This is a genomic window from Enterobacter sp. MGH 4 (genome assembly GCF_000534735.1).
GTDB classification, from domain to species: domain Bacteria; phylum Pseudomonadota; class Gammaproteobacteria; order Enterobacterales; family Enterobacteriaceae; genus Enterobacter; species Enterobacter intestinihominis.
This window is the reverse complement of sequence record NZ_KI973294.1, coordinates 419,275-432,998: the sequence shown is the minus strand read 5'-3', so window position 1 is coordinate 432,998 and position 13,724 is coordinate 419,275. Positions and strand designations below refer to the sequence as shown.

The following is a 13,724-nucleotide window of genomic DNA, read 5'->3' as shown; positions in this document are numbered from 1 at the left end:
AAAGCGACAGCGCCCAGTATGGGGATAAACACAGGCGCTGTCACAGGTTATTTCTGTAAACGTTTTTCGATAGCGTCCATCAGCATTCCGGTGATCGAGATCGGGAATTCCGCTTCGATTTCACGAATGCAGGTCGGGCTGGTGACGTTCACTTCGGTCAGACGATCGCCGATGATATCGAGGCCAACGAAGATCAGGCCTTTGGCTTTCAGCGTAGGGCCGACGCGGCGGGCAATTTCCCAGTCGCTTTCGCTTAACGGACGCGGTTCGCCACGGCCTCCGGCCGCCAGGTTGCCACGGGTTTCACCACCCTGCGGGATACGCGCCAGGCAGTAAGGCACCGGCTCGCCGTCTACAACCAGCACACGCTTGTCACCGTCTTTAATGGCCGGCAGATAGTTTTGCGCCATGCAGTAGCGGGTCCCCAGCTCGGTCAGCGTTTCGGCAATTACGCCAATGTTCGGGTCGCCCTCTTTCACGCGGAAGATCGATGCGCCGCCCATGCCGTCCAGCGGCTTCATGATGATGTCGCCGTGCTTCTGCCAGAATTCTTTCAGCTGCGTTTTGCTGCGGGTGACCAGCGTTTCCGGCGTCAGGTCAGAGAACCATGCGGTATAGAGCTTCTCGTTGCAGTCGCGCAGGCTCTGCGGCTTGTTGACGATCAGCGTGCCTTTCTCTTCGGTACGCTCAAGGATATAGGTGGAGTAAATGTATTCGGTGTCGAACGGCGGATCTTTACGCATCAGGATGACGTTAAGGTCGGCCAGGGCAATATCCTGCTCGGTGCCGAATTCGTACCATTTTTCGTAGTTCTGCTCGACGTTAACGATGCGGGTACGTGCGCGGGCTTCACCGTTGATGAGGTACAGATCGTTCATCTCCATATAGTGGAGTTCATAGCCGCGACGCTGCGCTTCCAGCAGCATAGCGAAGCTGGAATCTTTCTTAATGTTAATGTTTGCGATGGGGTCCATCACGATGCCGAGCTTAATCATGTTCTTCTCCGGTTATGGGTCAGGCTTTGCTTCAACCCAGATCGCCAAATCGCACCTGTAGGGCGGTAATGGCGGTGAGTGCCGTTGTCTCAGTGCGCAGAACGCGAGGTCCCAACAGAATATCAGTAAACTGGTAACGCGCCGTCATGGCGATTTCGTCAGCCGACAGGCCGCCTTCCGGGCCAATCAGCAGGCGTACACGCTCAACGGGCAGCGGCAGCGTATTGATGCTGGCGCTGGCGCGCGGATGAAGATTAAGCTTAAGCCCGCTTTCCTCTTCTGCACACCAGTCCTCCAGATCCATCGCCGGGCGGATCTCCGGGATGCGGTTGCGGCCACTCTGTTCACAGGCTGCAATGGCAATTTTCTGCCACTGCTGGATCTTTTTGTTCAGACGTTCCGCATCCAGTTTAACGCCGCAGCGCTCAGAAAAAAGTGGCGTAATGAGGCTTACACCCAGTTCAATGGATTTCTGAATGGTGAACTCCATCTTTTCCCCGCGCGACATCACCTGGCCAAGGTGAATGTGCAGCGGGGATTCCCGGTCGTCCACGTCGCCACGCAGCACCTTCACGTGCACGCTTTTTTTATCGGCGCGCGTAATTTCAGCGTCAAAAATCTGATTAGAGCCGTCAAAGAGCTGAATCGCCTGGCCTGCGCCCATGCGCAGCACGCGGCCTACGTGGTTTGCGGCATCATCAGACAGGGCGATTTCGCCGCCTGGGGTAATCAGTTCAGGGTGATAGATGCGAGGGATGCGCATAGTCAGAAATTCCATGTGTCATGCGATATAAGCGAATTGCCGTAGTGTAGGTTAGCTCTTTTGCGCCTGGCAAGCCCGCTGGACGTAAGGGTTGTGATTCCCCTGGACTTTGGCGATACGTTCGTCGCGCTGGCATTCCCAGTCCGTCACCGGGTAGAGCTTGTCCCAGGCATTGAAGAGTTGCGTCTGCTGGCGGGAAAGGTTGAGATCGTAGCGGTCGCGCATATAGAAGTAAGTGCGGGCGATGCTGCCGCGCGCGCGGGCAGGCGGTTCGGCGAGTTTCTCTTTGAAATCGACCTTCATGGCGCACTGACCGTACTGGCCTTCGCCACCGTTCCACTGGCTGTACATGAAGTTTCCGCGGTCGCCATTGACTTCACCCACGGCGGGTTGCAGGTTGTGCATATCGCTTTCCATCTGGCGGTAGACCGGATCTTTTGCGCAATTTTTACGTCCACCGTCCTGCCAGCACTGGCGCTGGTGGCCAAACTGCCAGGCCGGAACAACGTGTTCCCATTCGATTCGGCTGGCGCGATTCTCGTTCTTGCGCACCTTATAGCCGCAGGATCCCAGATCCACGACCCCTTTCTTACCCTGCCAGTTAATTTTACAGCCGCAGTAGAAATCACCCGGTACGTCGGCGTTAATCTTTACGCCCGCGGTTTTTGCCTGAGAGAAACTGTGAATACCGTCGGCCAGAGCATGGCCGGAGAGCGCTGTCGCCAGAAAAGCGACCGCGAGAGAAACATTACGGGACATCTTACACTCCGTGTCAAAACCAGCCCGCAACGTAACGAATGTTGTTCCCGTATGCAATCAGTCAGATCAGGAAAGTTCCTGAAAGTTCGAGTGATTATTCCGCCACCAGCGGTTCGCCGCATTTAACGCAGCGATAGGTCGCCTCGCCGCGCACCACGCGGTTGTGACGGCGGACGGTAAGCTGGTGCTGCTGGCACTGGCAGCGGTAGGGAAACGTATTGCGGCGTACCGATTCCAGCTCGAACTGGTGGGTGCGGCGGGCCGGAACGCCGAGCACCGCCTCCATCATCCATTTCCACTCTTTGCCGTGCGGCGCGACGCGGCCAAAGTGTTTCCACACCAGAAGGTGGGCCAGCTCGTGCGGCACCACTTCTTCGATAAACGCCTGCTGATTTTCCATCATCAACACCGGATTCAGGCGGATCTCATACGATTCCAGCCAGGCGGTGCCTGCCGCGGTGCCACGCTGCTGATAGACCAGCTTCGGTTCAGGATAATTGCGGCCGAGCTTCAGGTTGGCCTGGGCGAGTTTTTCCCGCAGGCTGCGCATGACGGCTTGCTGAATGGCGATGGGGAGACGGGGAGATTTCATAGGGGCAGAGCATAAAGCGGGAAGCGGGGAGGCGCAAGAGGCGCCTCCCCGCAGGAGGATCAGTCGTGTGCGCCGATTTCGCGCAGAGGACGACCTTTCATCAGGTTACGTTCAATGTGTTCCAGTGAAACATGTTTGGTTTCAGGAACCAGCCAGATCGTGAGAACAATAAAGAACAGGTTAAGACCGGCGTAGACCCAGAAGGTATTGGCATTACCCAGGGTATTGAGCATGGTCAGGAACGTTGCGCCGACGATCATGTTGGCAATCCAGTTGGTTGCGGTAGAGCAGGTGATACCAAAATCACGCCCTTTCAGCGGCTGGATCTCAGAACACAGCACCCAAATCAGCGGACCGGCGCTCATCGCAAACCCAATGATAAACATCAGCAGCATCGCCACGGCGAAGTACTGTGCCGTCGAGGAGTGAATGCCCATGTGCATCATGGTACCCAGTACGCCCATCCCGACGGCCATGACCAGGAAGCCCAGCGTCAGGGTTGGCTTACGCCCCCAGCGGTCCACCAGACCGATAGCGATAAAGGTCGCCAGCACGTTGGTCAGGCCGACGATCACGGTGCCCCACATCTGTTCGGTGGTGTTGGTGTAGCCCGCCAGTTCGAAGATTTTCGGCGCGTAATACATGATGACGTTCATCCCGGTGAACTGTTGCATGATCTGTAACAGCACACCGAGGAACACCGCGCGGCGGAAGTTGCTGTTCTCTTTGAACAGCGCCCAGCCGGACTGTTTGACCTTCAGGCTTTCGCGGATCTCTTCCAGCTCGTTTTTGGCTTCGGCGCTGGTATCACGCAGGCGTAAGAGCACGCGTTCGGCATCGTGGAAGCGGCGTTTGGCGGCGAACCAGCGCGGGCTGTCCGGCAGGAAGAAGACACCAATCAGCAGCAGAATGGCCGGAATGATGATGACGCCCAGCATCCAGCGCCAAGCGCCGCTGTAGCTGAAGGCGGTATCGGAAAGATAAGCCCCCAGAATACCGATGGTGATCATCAGTTGGTACATGGAAATCATGCTGCCGCGGATTTTTTCCGGTGCGATTTCAGACAGGTACAGCGGGGCAGTATAAGACGCCACGCCCACTGCCAGACCGAGCAGCACGCGGGAGAGGATCAGCACTTCAACGTTAGGCGCAGCGGCAGAGAACAGTGAGCCGGCAACGAACAGGATCGCGCCGATCATCAGGCTCTTTTTACGCCCGAGCTTAAAGGAGAGCCAGCCGCTGCCGACCGCGCCGACGGCGGCACCGAACATCATGGAGCTGACCACCCATTCCTGAGTGTGTGCGCTAATCTGGAACTCATCGGTGATGAAAGGTAATGCACCGGCAATTACGCCAATATCCAGGCCAAAGAGTAATCCTGCCAGAGCGGCGAGGAAGCAGACGAAGAACGTCATTGCCTTATTGGACGTACGCCCCTGTTTATTATTGTCAGGCATTATGCCCTCCAGTTGGGTTATCAGTTTTTACGATATTAAGAGTAGGTGAGCGGCTCATAAAAATATGTGAGTCAAATCACAACGGTGTAATCGGTTACACTAGTTTGTAACCGTAAAAATAATTAAAGCTTTGAAAATATAGAGGTAAATTAATTGATATGCATCGCGTTTGCACAAATTTCAGACTTAACTGAAAGGGAATGTAACAGCAGAAGAAATGCGATCATGCAAAGAGAATATTCTGAAAGCGGGGTATAGAGAGTGAGGTGTAAACGGTTCCAAACATTGCCAGGTGGCGGCTGCGCCTTACCCGGCCTACAAAAATTCACTACCCGTAGGTCGGGTAAGACATAGCCGCCACCCGACATAAAAAAGGCCAGCACAAAGGCTGGCCTGTTTAAGCTGCTGGCAGTCGTTTATTTCAGACCGGCAGCATCACGCAGCAGGGCGGCTTTGTCGGTTTTTTCCCAAGGGAAATGTTCGCGACCAAAGTGACCGTACGCTGCGGTTTCCTGGTAGATTGGGTGCAGCAGATCCAGCATCTGAATCAGACCGTATGGACGCAGGTCGAAGAACTCACGCACCAGCAGGGTCAGCTGTTCAGAAGGCACTTTTTCAGTACCGAAGGTTTCCACCATGATGGAGGTTGGCTCAGCCACGCCGATGGCGTAGGAAACCTGAATTTCACAGCGGTCAGCCAGGCCCGCAGCAACGATGTTTTTCGCCACATAACGTGCAGCGTACGCCGCAGAACGGTCCACTTTAGACGGGTCTTTACCGGAGAACGCGCCGCCACCGTGGCGCGCCATGCCGCCGTAGGTATCTACGATGATTTTACGACCGGTCAGACCGCAGTCACCCATTGGGCCGCCGATAACGAAGCGTCCGGTTGGGTTGATGAAGAATTTGGTCGCAGAGCTCAGCCATTCAGTTGGCAGAACCGGCTTAATGATCTCTTCCATCACCGCTTCCTGCAGGGATTTCTGGTCAATATCTTCAGCATGCTGCGTGGAAAGAACCACGGCATCAATGCCGACGATTTTCCCGTCGTCATACTGGAAGGTCACCTGGCTTTTCGCATCCGGACGCAGCCACGGCAGGGTGCCGTTTTTACGCACTTCAGCCTGACGCTGCACCAGACGGTGTGCGTAAGTCACCGGCGCTGGCATCAGCACGTCGGTTTCGTTGGTCGCGTAGCCGAACATCAGGCCCTGGTCGCCCGCGCCCTGTTCCAGCGGATCGGCACGGTCAACGCCCTGGTTGATGTCCGGGGACTGTTTGCCGATAGCGCTCAGTACGGCGCAGGAGTTGGCATCAAAGCCCATATCAGAATGTACATAGCCGATCTCACGCACCGTGTTACGGGTGATCTCTTCGATATCAACCCATGCGCTGGTGGTGATCTCACCGCCAACCAGAACCATGCCGGTTTTGACATAGGTTTCACACGCTACGCGCGCTTTTGGATCCTGCGCGAGGATCGCATCCAGCACCGCATCGGAGATTTGGTCAGCAATTTTATCAGGATGTCCTTCTGATACGGACTCGGACGTAAACAGGTGTTTTGCCATGTTTTATTTCACCTAAAAGGAATTTGGTTAGCTCGAACTGCTGTGTGGAATAGCCAAAGGAGATAATTCTACCAAGGCCTGCAGGATTTTGACACTGGCAGTCTGAGTGTTAATCGGTATGGATGGATTAACATCTGGACGTCTATTTTAGGTCACTTCTTCACCCGATTTCCAGTTTTTTTTGACTCACCTCTCACTGCGTTGAAAACACGGCTGGAAATTTTTCCTGACGGCGCTGGCAACCTGCGCATTTTTGTTTTGCTTTTTAGCGACCTTCTCGGTATAAAACGCGGCGCGCGGCTCATATAAAATAAGCGCTCGATGAACACATCGTGTCGCCACTTCCAGCCGGGTTAAGCAGTGAACTTTTAGCTTTGGCTTGTGGTCCGTTTCAGCAGAGGCGGCCGTGGAGGTGATACGAGATAATGAACCATTGTTTTCCGCTCATTCAGCGCAGTCGTTCTGGCGCGCATTTGATTCCCACCCGCACTTCTGGTCTAAACACCTGCCGATGTTATACCCATCTCGGTGCTTCTCAGGATTCCAGAGCCGGTCACGCTTTGTGAAAACTGAACAAGGGCGCTCTTGTTAATACAGGAGTTTTCTCGTGGTTTCGCCGAACCTTGTCATACAGAGTTCGGATACGTGTTTTACAATGATATGAATAAGAAACCGGTCGCACGGTCTGGATTTCAGCATACTCTGCTGGGAAATGGAGCCGTTAATGGGTTGTTATCGCCGTATAACGCTGCGATAGTAGTCAACTGTTTTACACTTAATACAAAGAGTTGAGGTTCGCTATGTCTGACGACATGTCTTCGCTTTCGCCTTCGTCAGCAGGCGAACAGGGTGTACTACGTTCTATGCAGGAGGTTGCGATGAGCTCCCAGGAAGCCAGCAAGATGCTGCGCACTTACAATATTGCCTGGTGGGGCAATAACTACTACGACGTTAACGAGCTGGGCCACATCAGTGTCTGCCCGGATCCGGACGTCCCGGAAGCGCGCGTGGATCTCGCTAAGCTGGTGAAAGCCCGTGAAGCCCAGGGTCAGCGCTTGCCTGCACTGTTCTGCTTCCCGCAGATCCTGCAACATCGCCTGCGTTCTATTAACGCCGCGTTCAAACGCGCGCGGGAATCGTATGGTTATAACGGCGACTATTTCCTCGTTTACCCGATCAAGGTAAACCAGCACCGTCGCGTGATTGAGTCCCTGATCCACTCCGGCGAACCGCTGGGCCTGGAAGCTGGCTCCAAAGCGGAGCTGATGGCGGTTCTGGCGCACGCGGGCATGACCCGGTCGGTGATCGTCTGTAACGGCTATAAAGACCGCGAATACATTCGTCTGGCGCTGATTGGCGAGAAGATGGGCCACAAGGTCTATCTGGTGATCGAGAAGATGACCGAAATCGCGATCGTGCTGGAAGAGGCCGAGCGTCTGAACGTGATCCCACGGCTTGGCGTGCGTGCGCGACTGGCGTCGCAGGGTTCCGGTAAATGGCAGTCTTCCGGCGGTGAAAAATCCAAGTTCGGCCTCGCGGCGAACCAGGTGCTTCAGCTGGTGGAAATTCTGCGCGAGCGCGGTCGTCTGGACAGCATTCAGCTGCTGCACTTCCACCTTGGCTCGCAGATGGCCAACATTCGCGACATTGCCACCGGCGTGCGTGAATCGGCACGTTTCTACGTTGAGCTGCACAAGCTTGGCGTAAATATTCAGTGCTTTGACGTGGGCGGTGGCCTGGGCGTGGATTACGAAGGGACACGCTCGCAGTCTGACTGCTCGGTCAACTACGGCCTGAACGAATACGCCAACAACATTATCTGGGCGATTGGCGATGCCTGCGAAGAGCACGGCCTGCCGCACCCGACGGTGATCACCGAATCCGGCCGCGCGGTCACTGCGCACCATACGGTGCTGGTCTCTAACATCATCGGCGTTGAGCGCAGCGAAATCACTGAAGCCACGCCTCCGGCAGACGATGCCCCACGTTCCCTGCAAAGCATGTGGGAAACCTGGCAGGAGATGCACGAGCCGGGCACGCGTCGTTCTCTGCGCGAATGGCTGCACGACAGCCAGATGGATCTGCACGACATTCACGTCGGTTATTCTTCAGGCACCTTTAGCCTGCAGGAACGCGCGTGGGCGGAGCAGCTCTATCTGAACATGTGCCATGAAGTGCAGAAGCAGCTCGATCCGAGCAACCGCGCACACCGTCCGATTATCGACGAGTTGCAGGAACGTATGGCGGACAAAATGTACGTCAACTTCTCCCTGTTCCAGTCGATGCCGGATGCCTGGGGTATCGACCAGCTGTTCCCGGTTCTGCCGCTGGAAGGGTTGAATCATGCGCCTGAACGCCGCGCGGTGCTGCTGGACATTACCTGTGACTCCGACGGCGCGATTGACCACTACGTCGACGGTGACGGTATCGCTACGACCATGCCAATGCCGGAGTACGATCCGGAGAACCCGCCAATGCTGGGCTTCTTTATGGTGGGTGCGTATCAGGAGATCCTCGGCAACATGCACAACCTGTTCGGTGATACCGAAGCGGTTGACGTGTTTGTCTTCCCTGACGGCAGCGTGGAGGTTGAGCTGTCCGACGAAGGGGACACCGTGGCGGATATGCTCGAATACGTTCAGCTGGATCCGAAAAAACTGCTCACCCAGTTCCGCGATCAGGTCAAAAACACCGGTCTGGACGATGCGCTGCAGCAGCAGTTCCTGGAAGAGTTTGAAGCGGGTCTGTACGGGTATACGTATCTGGAAGACGAGTAGTAAAACCTCCCTCTCCCGGTGGGCTGAGGGATCCCCAGTAATTTTTTTATGCAGAAGCAATAAAGTTGCTTTCTAAATGACTGAGGGCTGTCAGCGATGCCCTGGTCCGGCTGTAAATCGCTGAGGCGTTTGCCTTCCGGCCGGGGCGAGGCGCAGGGATGCGCCGAGAGGGCGGCTTTACAGGGACGTTGCCTCCGCCCGTACCCGATAAGCCGGAAGGAATAAGCCGAGGGCACCGCGAAGCGGCGATTTACCGCCGGGAGCCCGGGTCGCCAGGGTGGTGGCGACTGAGCCACCCTGGCACGTTCACCGGTCATGTCGTTACAGAGTAGCAAGGAACATAAAGTGAACGGAATGACCACCACCGCCGTATGTTCCCCTCACCCTAACCCTCTCCCCGGAGGGGCGAGGGGATTGCTCAGTGCTCGCATTAATTTGTGGGGAACCCTCAGCCCGGTGGGAGAGGGTTGGGGTGAGGGCATCAGACCGCACGATGCCCTATACTCACTTGAACCCGTATGAATTAACGGCGATAATTCGCCCCACTATGCGATTTACGAATCAATCCCTTCCTCGTCGGGTTTAACGACGCGGAGGGGATTTTTTTTCATCTGTTTTAATGTATCGACTTTATAAGAGGTCAGGACATGAGCACTTTAGGTCATCAGTACGATAACTCTCTGGTATCTAACGCGTTTGGTTTTTTACGCCTTCCGATGAACTTCCAGCCTTACGACAGCGATGCTGACTGGGTGATCACCGGCGTACCGTTCGACATGGCAACGTCCGGTCGTGCGGGTGGACGTCATGGCCCGGCGGCAATTCGTCAGGTTTCCACCAACCTGGCCTGGGAGCACAACCGCTTCCCGTGGAACTTCGACATGCGCGAGCGCCTGAACGTGGTGGACTGCGGTGATCTGGTGTACGCCTTCGGTGACGCGCGCGAAATGAGCGAAAAATTGCAGGCGCACGCCGAGAAGCTGCTGGCGGCCGGTAAACGCATGCTCTCCTTCGGCGGTGACCACTTCGTGACACTGCCGCTGCTGCGCGCCCACGCGAAGCACTTCGGTAAAATGGCGCTGGTGCACTTTGACGCGCATACCGACACCTACGCGAACGGCTGCGAATTCGACCACGGCACCATGTTCTACACCGCGCCGAAAGAAGGCCTGATCGATCCGAACCACTCCGTGCAGATCGGCATCCGCACCGAGTTCGACAAAGACAACGGCTTCACCGTACTCGACGCGGGCCAGGTGAACGATCGCGGCGTGGACGATATTCTGGCTCAGGTTAAGCAGATCGTCGGCGATATGCCTGTCTACCTGACCTTCGACATCGACTGCCTGGATCCGGCATTTGCGCCGGGCACCGGTACGCCGGTGATCGGCGGCCTGACCTCAGACCGCGCCATCAAGCTGGTGCGCGGCCTGAAGGATCTGAACATTGTCGGGATGGACGTGGTGGAAGTGGCTCCGGCCTATGACCAGTCCGAGATCACCGCGCTAGCCGCGGCGACCCTGGCGCTGGAAATGCTCTACATCCAGGCAGCGAAAAAAGGCGAATAAGCCTTACGCGCTGATTGCTGCTGCGCGCCGCATGCGCAGCAGCAACATTCCCCAGGCCAGCGTGAAGGTGTGGACAAACCCCGGTTATTTCGCGGGCGATGACCATTCCCGTCAGCGAGCCTAACAAAGGCGAAACCGCGCAGACCGCGGCCCAAAGCGCAATGCTGCTTAATAATCCCTGCCGATAATGAAGTTTGCTTTCAATAACCGACGTTAATAATAGAGCGGAAAAACCATAACCCAGAAGAAAACAGTCATGAGTAGGCCCTGTAACATTCTTTTTTCATTTAACTGAAAATGTTCGGCAAATTCCGGGTTTAAAATCATTACCGAGATAATTATCCGATCGACGTACGAAATAATAATGAGTAATAAAAGCGCAATCGTGCTTTGCCATCTTGCCGTCATCATGTCCGCCTTACGTTTTTTGTAACTTATATTTTTCATCAATGTGATTGTCACGGAGCTAAAATGGTTCACCTGTGAAACTCATTGTTTATTAAAGATAAATTAAAAATCAGTTTCACCGGTGAAACGCGAAAGAGGTGACGTTAATTTATTTTTAAAGAGTAAAAAGAAAGGAAGTCAATATCTTTTATTCAAAATAAGAGACCATTAAAAAAACGTATTTCTCACGCTGTAATAATGAAAATTTCATATCGCTGCATTTTTTCGTGATCCCTTGCACACTTAGTTAATTAATTGCCGATCGATTAACAAATTCGTCACATTGTCGCTTGACGAAACATTCATCGCTTTTATATTGACCGTATTAAATAAGAAACAGAGTTTCATATATGAAACAAAAGCCTGGAGGATCGTGATGAGCTGGATAGGCGTATGTGACGCAGAACAAGTACAGGAAGATTTCCCTTTTAGTGGCAACGTCGACGGGAAAGAGATCGGCGTTTACCTGATCGACGGTGAATATTACGCGCTGGAAGACGTATGCCCCCACGCCTATGCCCTGCTGAGTCAGGGCTTCGTAGAAGACGGCAAGGTGGAATGCCCGCTGCATGAGGCGGTGTTCGACGTCAAAACCGGCCAGTGTCTGCACGGCCCCGGAGGACGCAACCTCAACCGTTACCCGGTTCGGGTCTTTGAAAACCAGATTCAGATTACCTTTGTTGAGGAGACCGTGGCATGAGCGACACGCTGAACTACAACCCGGCGCTGCCGGAAAGCCGCCAGTTTACCCCGCCGGCAGAGGGCGGTAATGGCGCCATTCACAAGCCGGGCGAGTACCAGAACTTGATCTGGCAGACCCGCAGCCGCGAGCCGGAAAGCTGGGAGGTGAAGCTGATTGCGACGCTGGAAGATCTCTTCGAGCAGGGCGTTGAAACCCTGCCGGAGCTGGTAAACGGGCTGAACGCGGTGCGCATGCACGACCAGCAGGGTGAGCCGTGGAGCGACGCCAGCTTCCAGGCATTCTTACAGGTTAACGGCTACTGAGGGCAACGCGATGACGACGACCGTACAACACTATCTGGATAAAGGCCTGCGCGGCCTCTGGTATCCGGTGCTGGCGAGCTGGGAAGTGCAGTCTGCGCCGGTGGGCATCACCCGCCTGGGCGAGCAGATTGTGGTCTGGCGCAACAAAGACGGCCAGGTGCAGGCGCTGGAGGACCGCTGTCCGCACCGCGGCGCGCGCCTGTCGATGGGCTGGAACCTCGGCGACCGCATCGCCTGCTGGTATCACGGCGTAGAGGTGGCGGGCAACGGCGAGGTGAAAGACGTGCCCGCTGTGGATAAATGTCCGCTGGTCGGCCAGCAGTGCGTGCGCAGCTATAACGTGCAGGAGGCGCACGGCGCCATCTTCCTCTGGTTTGGCGTCACCGCGGATCAGCAGCCGGACGAACTGACCTTCCCGGATGAACTCGCCGACACGGAAAACTTCAGCAACTTCCTCTGCACCGCCGCGTGGAAATGCAATTACCAGTACGCGCTGGAAAACGTGATGGACCCGATGCACGGCACCTATCTGCACTCCTCCTCGCACTCAATGGCGGAAGGGGATCGCAAGGCCGACATGGTGCTCCAGCCGACCAAAACCGGCTTTATCTTTGAGAAGAAAGGACAGAGCGGCGTCAACTTCGACTGGGTGGAGCTGGGCAACAGCGGCACCTGCTGGATGCGTCTCTCCATTCCGTACAAGAAGCGTTTCGGGCCGGGCGGCCACTTCTTTATCGTCGGCATGGTGGTGCCGGAAGATAACGACAACTGCCGCGTCTTCTTCTGGCGCATCCGCCGCGTGCAGGGCTGGCAGCGCGATATGTGGCGCTTCATGTACCGCAACCGGCTGGAAAAACTGCACTGGGAAGTGCTGGAGCAGGACCGCGTGGTGCTGGAGAGCCTGGCGCCAAACGCCCGCGATCATGAATACCTGTATCAGCACGACGTTGGCCTCTCGCGCCTGCGTCGCATGATGCAAAAGGCCGCCAAAGAGCAGCTGGCGATGCGTGAAGCACAGCAGGGGGCCGCCTGATGAACGGGCTGATGAGCGGTAAGCGCATCGTCATAACCGGCGCCGCGCGCGGGCTGGGCTTTCACTTTGCCAAAACCTGCGCGGAGCAGGGCGCGGCGGTGGTGATGTGCGACATCCTCAAAGGCGAGCTGGCCGAGAGCGCCCACCGGCTGTGTGAGCAAGGCTATGCGATCGAATCGCACGTTATCGATCTGGCCGATCCGCAGTCCATTGAGCAGGTGTTCAGCGCGATTGGCGAAGCAGGGCTGATTGACGGCCTAGTGAACAACGCGGCGATGGCGACGGGCGTCGGCGGCAAAAATATGCTCGATTACGATCCGGATCTCTGGGATCGGGTGATGAGCGTCAACGTCAAAGGCACCTGGCTGGTAACGCGCGCCGCCGTACCGCTGCTGCGCGAGGGGGCGGGCATCGTGAACGTCGCGTCCGACACCGCGCTGTGGGGCGCGCCGCGCCTGATGGCCTACGTCGCCAGCAAGGGCGCGGTGATTGCCATGACCCGCTCAATGGCGCGCGAACTGGGTGAAAAGCGTATACGCATTAACGCCATCGCGCCGGGGCTAACCCGCGTCGAGGCGACGGAATATGTCCCCGCCGAACGGCATCAGCTCTACGAAAACGGCCGTGCGTTAACGGGCGCGCAGCAGCCGGAAGACGTCACCGGCAGCGTGGTCTGGCTGTTAAGCGATCTGTCGCGGTTCATCACCGGACAGCTGATCCCGGTCAACGGCGGTTTTGTCTTTAACTAAGGTAGGGC

Annotated in this window: 13 protein-coding genes and 1 pseudogene; 7 read left to right on the top strand and 7 right to left on the bottom strand. The window is 56.0% G+C overall.

Annotation, left to right across the window (positions count from 1 at the left end; translation table 11 throughout):
- Positions 1-47: 47 nt before the first annotated feature.
- From gshB to metK, 6 genes are all read right to left on the bottom strand, one after another.
- Positions 48-995: a glutathione synthase gene (gshB, locus tag L350_RS06220; protein WP_032626165.1), complete on the bottom strand. Its 948-nt coding sequence runs from the start codon at positions 993-995 to the stop codon at positions 48-50.
- A gap of 31 nt (positions 996-1,026) precedes the next feature.
- Positions 1,027-1,758, bottom strand: a complete 732-nt coding sequence (gene rsmE, locus L350_RS06225) for a 16S rRNA (uracil(1498)-N(3))-methyltransferase (protein WP_003860033.1) — start codon at positions 1,756-1,758, stop codon at positions 1,027-1,029.
- A 51-nt stretch (positions 1,759-1,809) separates the two neighbouring features.
- Positions 1,810-2,517, bottom strand: coding sequence for a deoxyribonuclease I (gene endA, locus L350_RS06230; RefSeq protein WP_022649352.1), 708 nt, complete (start codon positions 2,515-2,517; stop codon positions 1,810-1,812).
- Between the two features lie 94 nt (positions 2,518-2,611).
- Positions 2,612-3,109, bottom strand: a complete 498-nt coding sequence (locus L350_RS06235; RefSeq protein WP_032626162.1) for a SprT family zinc-dependent metalloprotease — start codon at positions 3,107-3,109, stop codon at positions 2,612-2,614.
- 59 nt (positions 3,110-3,168) lie between these two features.
- Positions 3,169-4,566 (bottom strand): galactose/proton symporter, encoded by a 1,398-nt coding sequence (galP, locus tag L350_RS06240; protein ID WP_032626160.1) that lies wholly within the window; start codon positions 4,564-4,566, stop codon positions 3,169-3,171.
- A 416-nt stretch (positions 4,567-4,982) separates the two neighbouring features.
- On the bottom strand, positions 4,983-6,137 hold the full coding sequence (gene metK, locus L350_RS06245) for a methionine adenosyltransferase (RefSeq protein ID WP_022649349.1): 1,155 nt from the start codon (positions 6,135-6,137) through the stop codon (positions 4,983-4,985).
- Positions 6,138-6,797: 660 nt separating this feature from the next.
- On the opposite strand from metK, the gene yqgB reads away from it, so the two are divergent.
- The 3 genes from yqgB to speB all read left to right on the top strand — a co-directional run bounded on the left by yqgB (position 6,798) and on the right by speB (position 10,482).
- On the top strand, positions 6,798-6,929 hold the full coding sequence (gene yqgB / locus L350_RS23505; RefSeq protein WP_057979949.1) for an acid stress response protein YqgB: 132 nt from the start codon (positions 6,798-6,800) through the stop codon (positions 6,927-6,929).
- Between the two features lie 8 nt (positions 6,930-6,937).
- On the top strand, positions 6,938-8,914 hold the full coding sequence (speA, locus tag L350_RS06250) for a biosynthetic arginine decarboxylase (protein WP_022649348.1): 1,977 nt from the start codon (positions 6,938-6,940) through the stop codon (positions 8,912-8,914).
- A 647-nt stretch (positions 8,915-9,561) separates the two neighbouring features.
- Positions 9,562-10,482 carry an agmatinase gene (gene speB / locus L350_RS06255; RefSeq protein WP_017382921.1) on the top strand — a complete coding sequence of 307 codons (921 nt, stop codon included), beginning with the start codon at positions 9,562-9,564 and terminating at the stop codon, positions 10,480-10,482.
- 76 nt (positions 10,483-10,558) lie between these two features.
- Here speB and L350_RS23500 read toward each other — a convergent pair.
- Positions 10,559-10,890, bottom strand: a pseudogene (locus L350_RS23500) (MFS transporter); the annotation flags it as partial.
- 415 nt (positions 10,891-11,305) lie between these two features.
- On the opposite strand from L350_RS23500, the gene L350_RS06265 reads away from it, so the two are divergent.
- Genes L350_RS06265 through L350_RS06280 form a run of 4 tightly spaced genes read left to right on the top strand, consistent with a single transcriptional unit; the run spans position 11,306 to position 13,716 of the window.
- On the top strand, positions 11,306-11,629 hold the full coding sequence (locus tag L350_RS06265) for a Rieske (2Fe-2S) protein (protein WP_003860044.1): 324 nt from the start codon (positions 11,306-11,308) through the stop codon (positions 11,627-11,629).
- On the top strand, positions 11,626-11,934 hold the full coding sequence (locus tag L350_RS06270) for a recombinase-like helix-turn-helix domain-containing protein (RefSeq protein ID WP_032626155.1): 309 nt from the start codon (positions 11,626-11,628) through the stop codon (positions 11,932-11,934). The genes L350_RS06265 and L350_RS06270 overlap by 4 nt, the downstream gene beginning before the upstream one ends.
- Before the next feature lie 10 nt (positions 11,935-11,944).
- Positions 11,945-12,967, top strand: coding sequence for an aromatic ring-hydroxylating oxygenase subunit alpha (locus L350_RS06275; RefSeq protein WP_017692695.1), 1,023 nt, complete (start codon positions 11,945-11,947; stop codon positions 12,965-12,967).
- A complete protein-coding gene (locus L350_RS06280; protein ID WP_032626151.1) occupies positions 12,967-13,716 on the top strand; it encodes an SDR family oxidoreductase in 750 nt (249 codons plus the stop codon). The genes L350_RS06275 and L350_RS06280 overlap by 1 nt, the downstream gene beginning before the upstream one ends.
- Positions 13,717-13,724 lie beyond the last annotated feature (8 nt).

What these genes read in the sequence shown, in the direction of transcription:
- gshB (WP_032626165.1), bottom strand. Translation starts at nt 995, where the DNA reads ATGATTAAGCTCGGCATCGTGATGGACCCCATCGCAAACATTAACATT.
- galP (WP_032626160.1), bottom strand. Translation starts at nt 4,566, where the DNA reads ATGCCTGACAATAATAAACAGGGGCGTACGTCCAATAAGGCAATGACG.
- speB (WP_017382921.1), top strand. Translation starts at nt 9,562, where the DNA reads ATGAGCACTTTAGGTCATCAGTACGATAACTCTCTGGTATCTAACGCG.
- endA (WP_022649352.1), bottom strand. Translation starts at nt 2,517, where the DNA reads ATGTCCCGTAATGTTTCTCTCGCGGTCGCTTTTCTGGCGACAGCGCTC.
- L350_RS06270 (WP_032626155.1), top strand. Translation starts at nt 11,626, where the DNA reads ATGAGCGACACGCTGAACTACAACCCGGCGCTGCCGGAAAGCCGCCAG.
- metK (WP_022649349.1), bottom strand. Translation starts at nt 6,137, where the DNA reads ATGGCAAAACACCTGTTTACGTCCGAGTCCGTATCAGAAGGACATCCT.
- L350_RS06235 (WP_032626162.1), bottom strand. Translation starts at nt 3,109, where the DNA reads ATGAAATCTCCCCGTCTCCCCATCGCCATTCAGCAAGCCGTCATGCGC.
- rsmE (WP_003860033.1), bottom strand. Translation starts at nt 1,758, where the DNA reads ATGCGCATCCCTCGCATCTATCACCCTGAACTGATTACCCCAGGCGGC.
- L350_RS06280 (WP_032626151.1), top strand. Translation starts at nt 12,967, where the DNA reads ATGAACGGGCTGATGAGCGGTAAGCGCATCGTCATAACCGGCGCCGCG.
- speA (WP_022649348.1), top strand. Translation starts at nt 6,938, where the DNA reads ATGTCTGACGACATGTCTTCGCTTTCGCCTTCGTCAGCAGGCGAACAG.
- L350_RS06265 (WP_003860044.1), top strand. Translation starts at nt 11,306, where the DNA reads ATGAGCTGGATAGGCGTATGTGACGCAGAACAAGTACAGGAAGATTTC.
- L350_RS06275 (WP_017692695.1), top strand. Translation starts at nt 11,945, where the DNA reads ATGACGACGACCGTACAACACTATCTGGATAAAGGCCTGCGCGGCCTC.
- yqgB (WP_057979949.1), top strand. Translation starts at nt 6,798, where the DNA reads ATGAATAAGAAACCGGTCGCACGGTCTGGATTTCAGCATACTCTGCTG.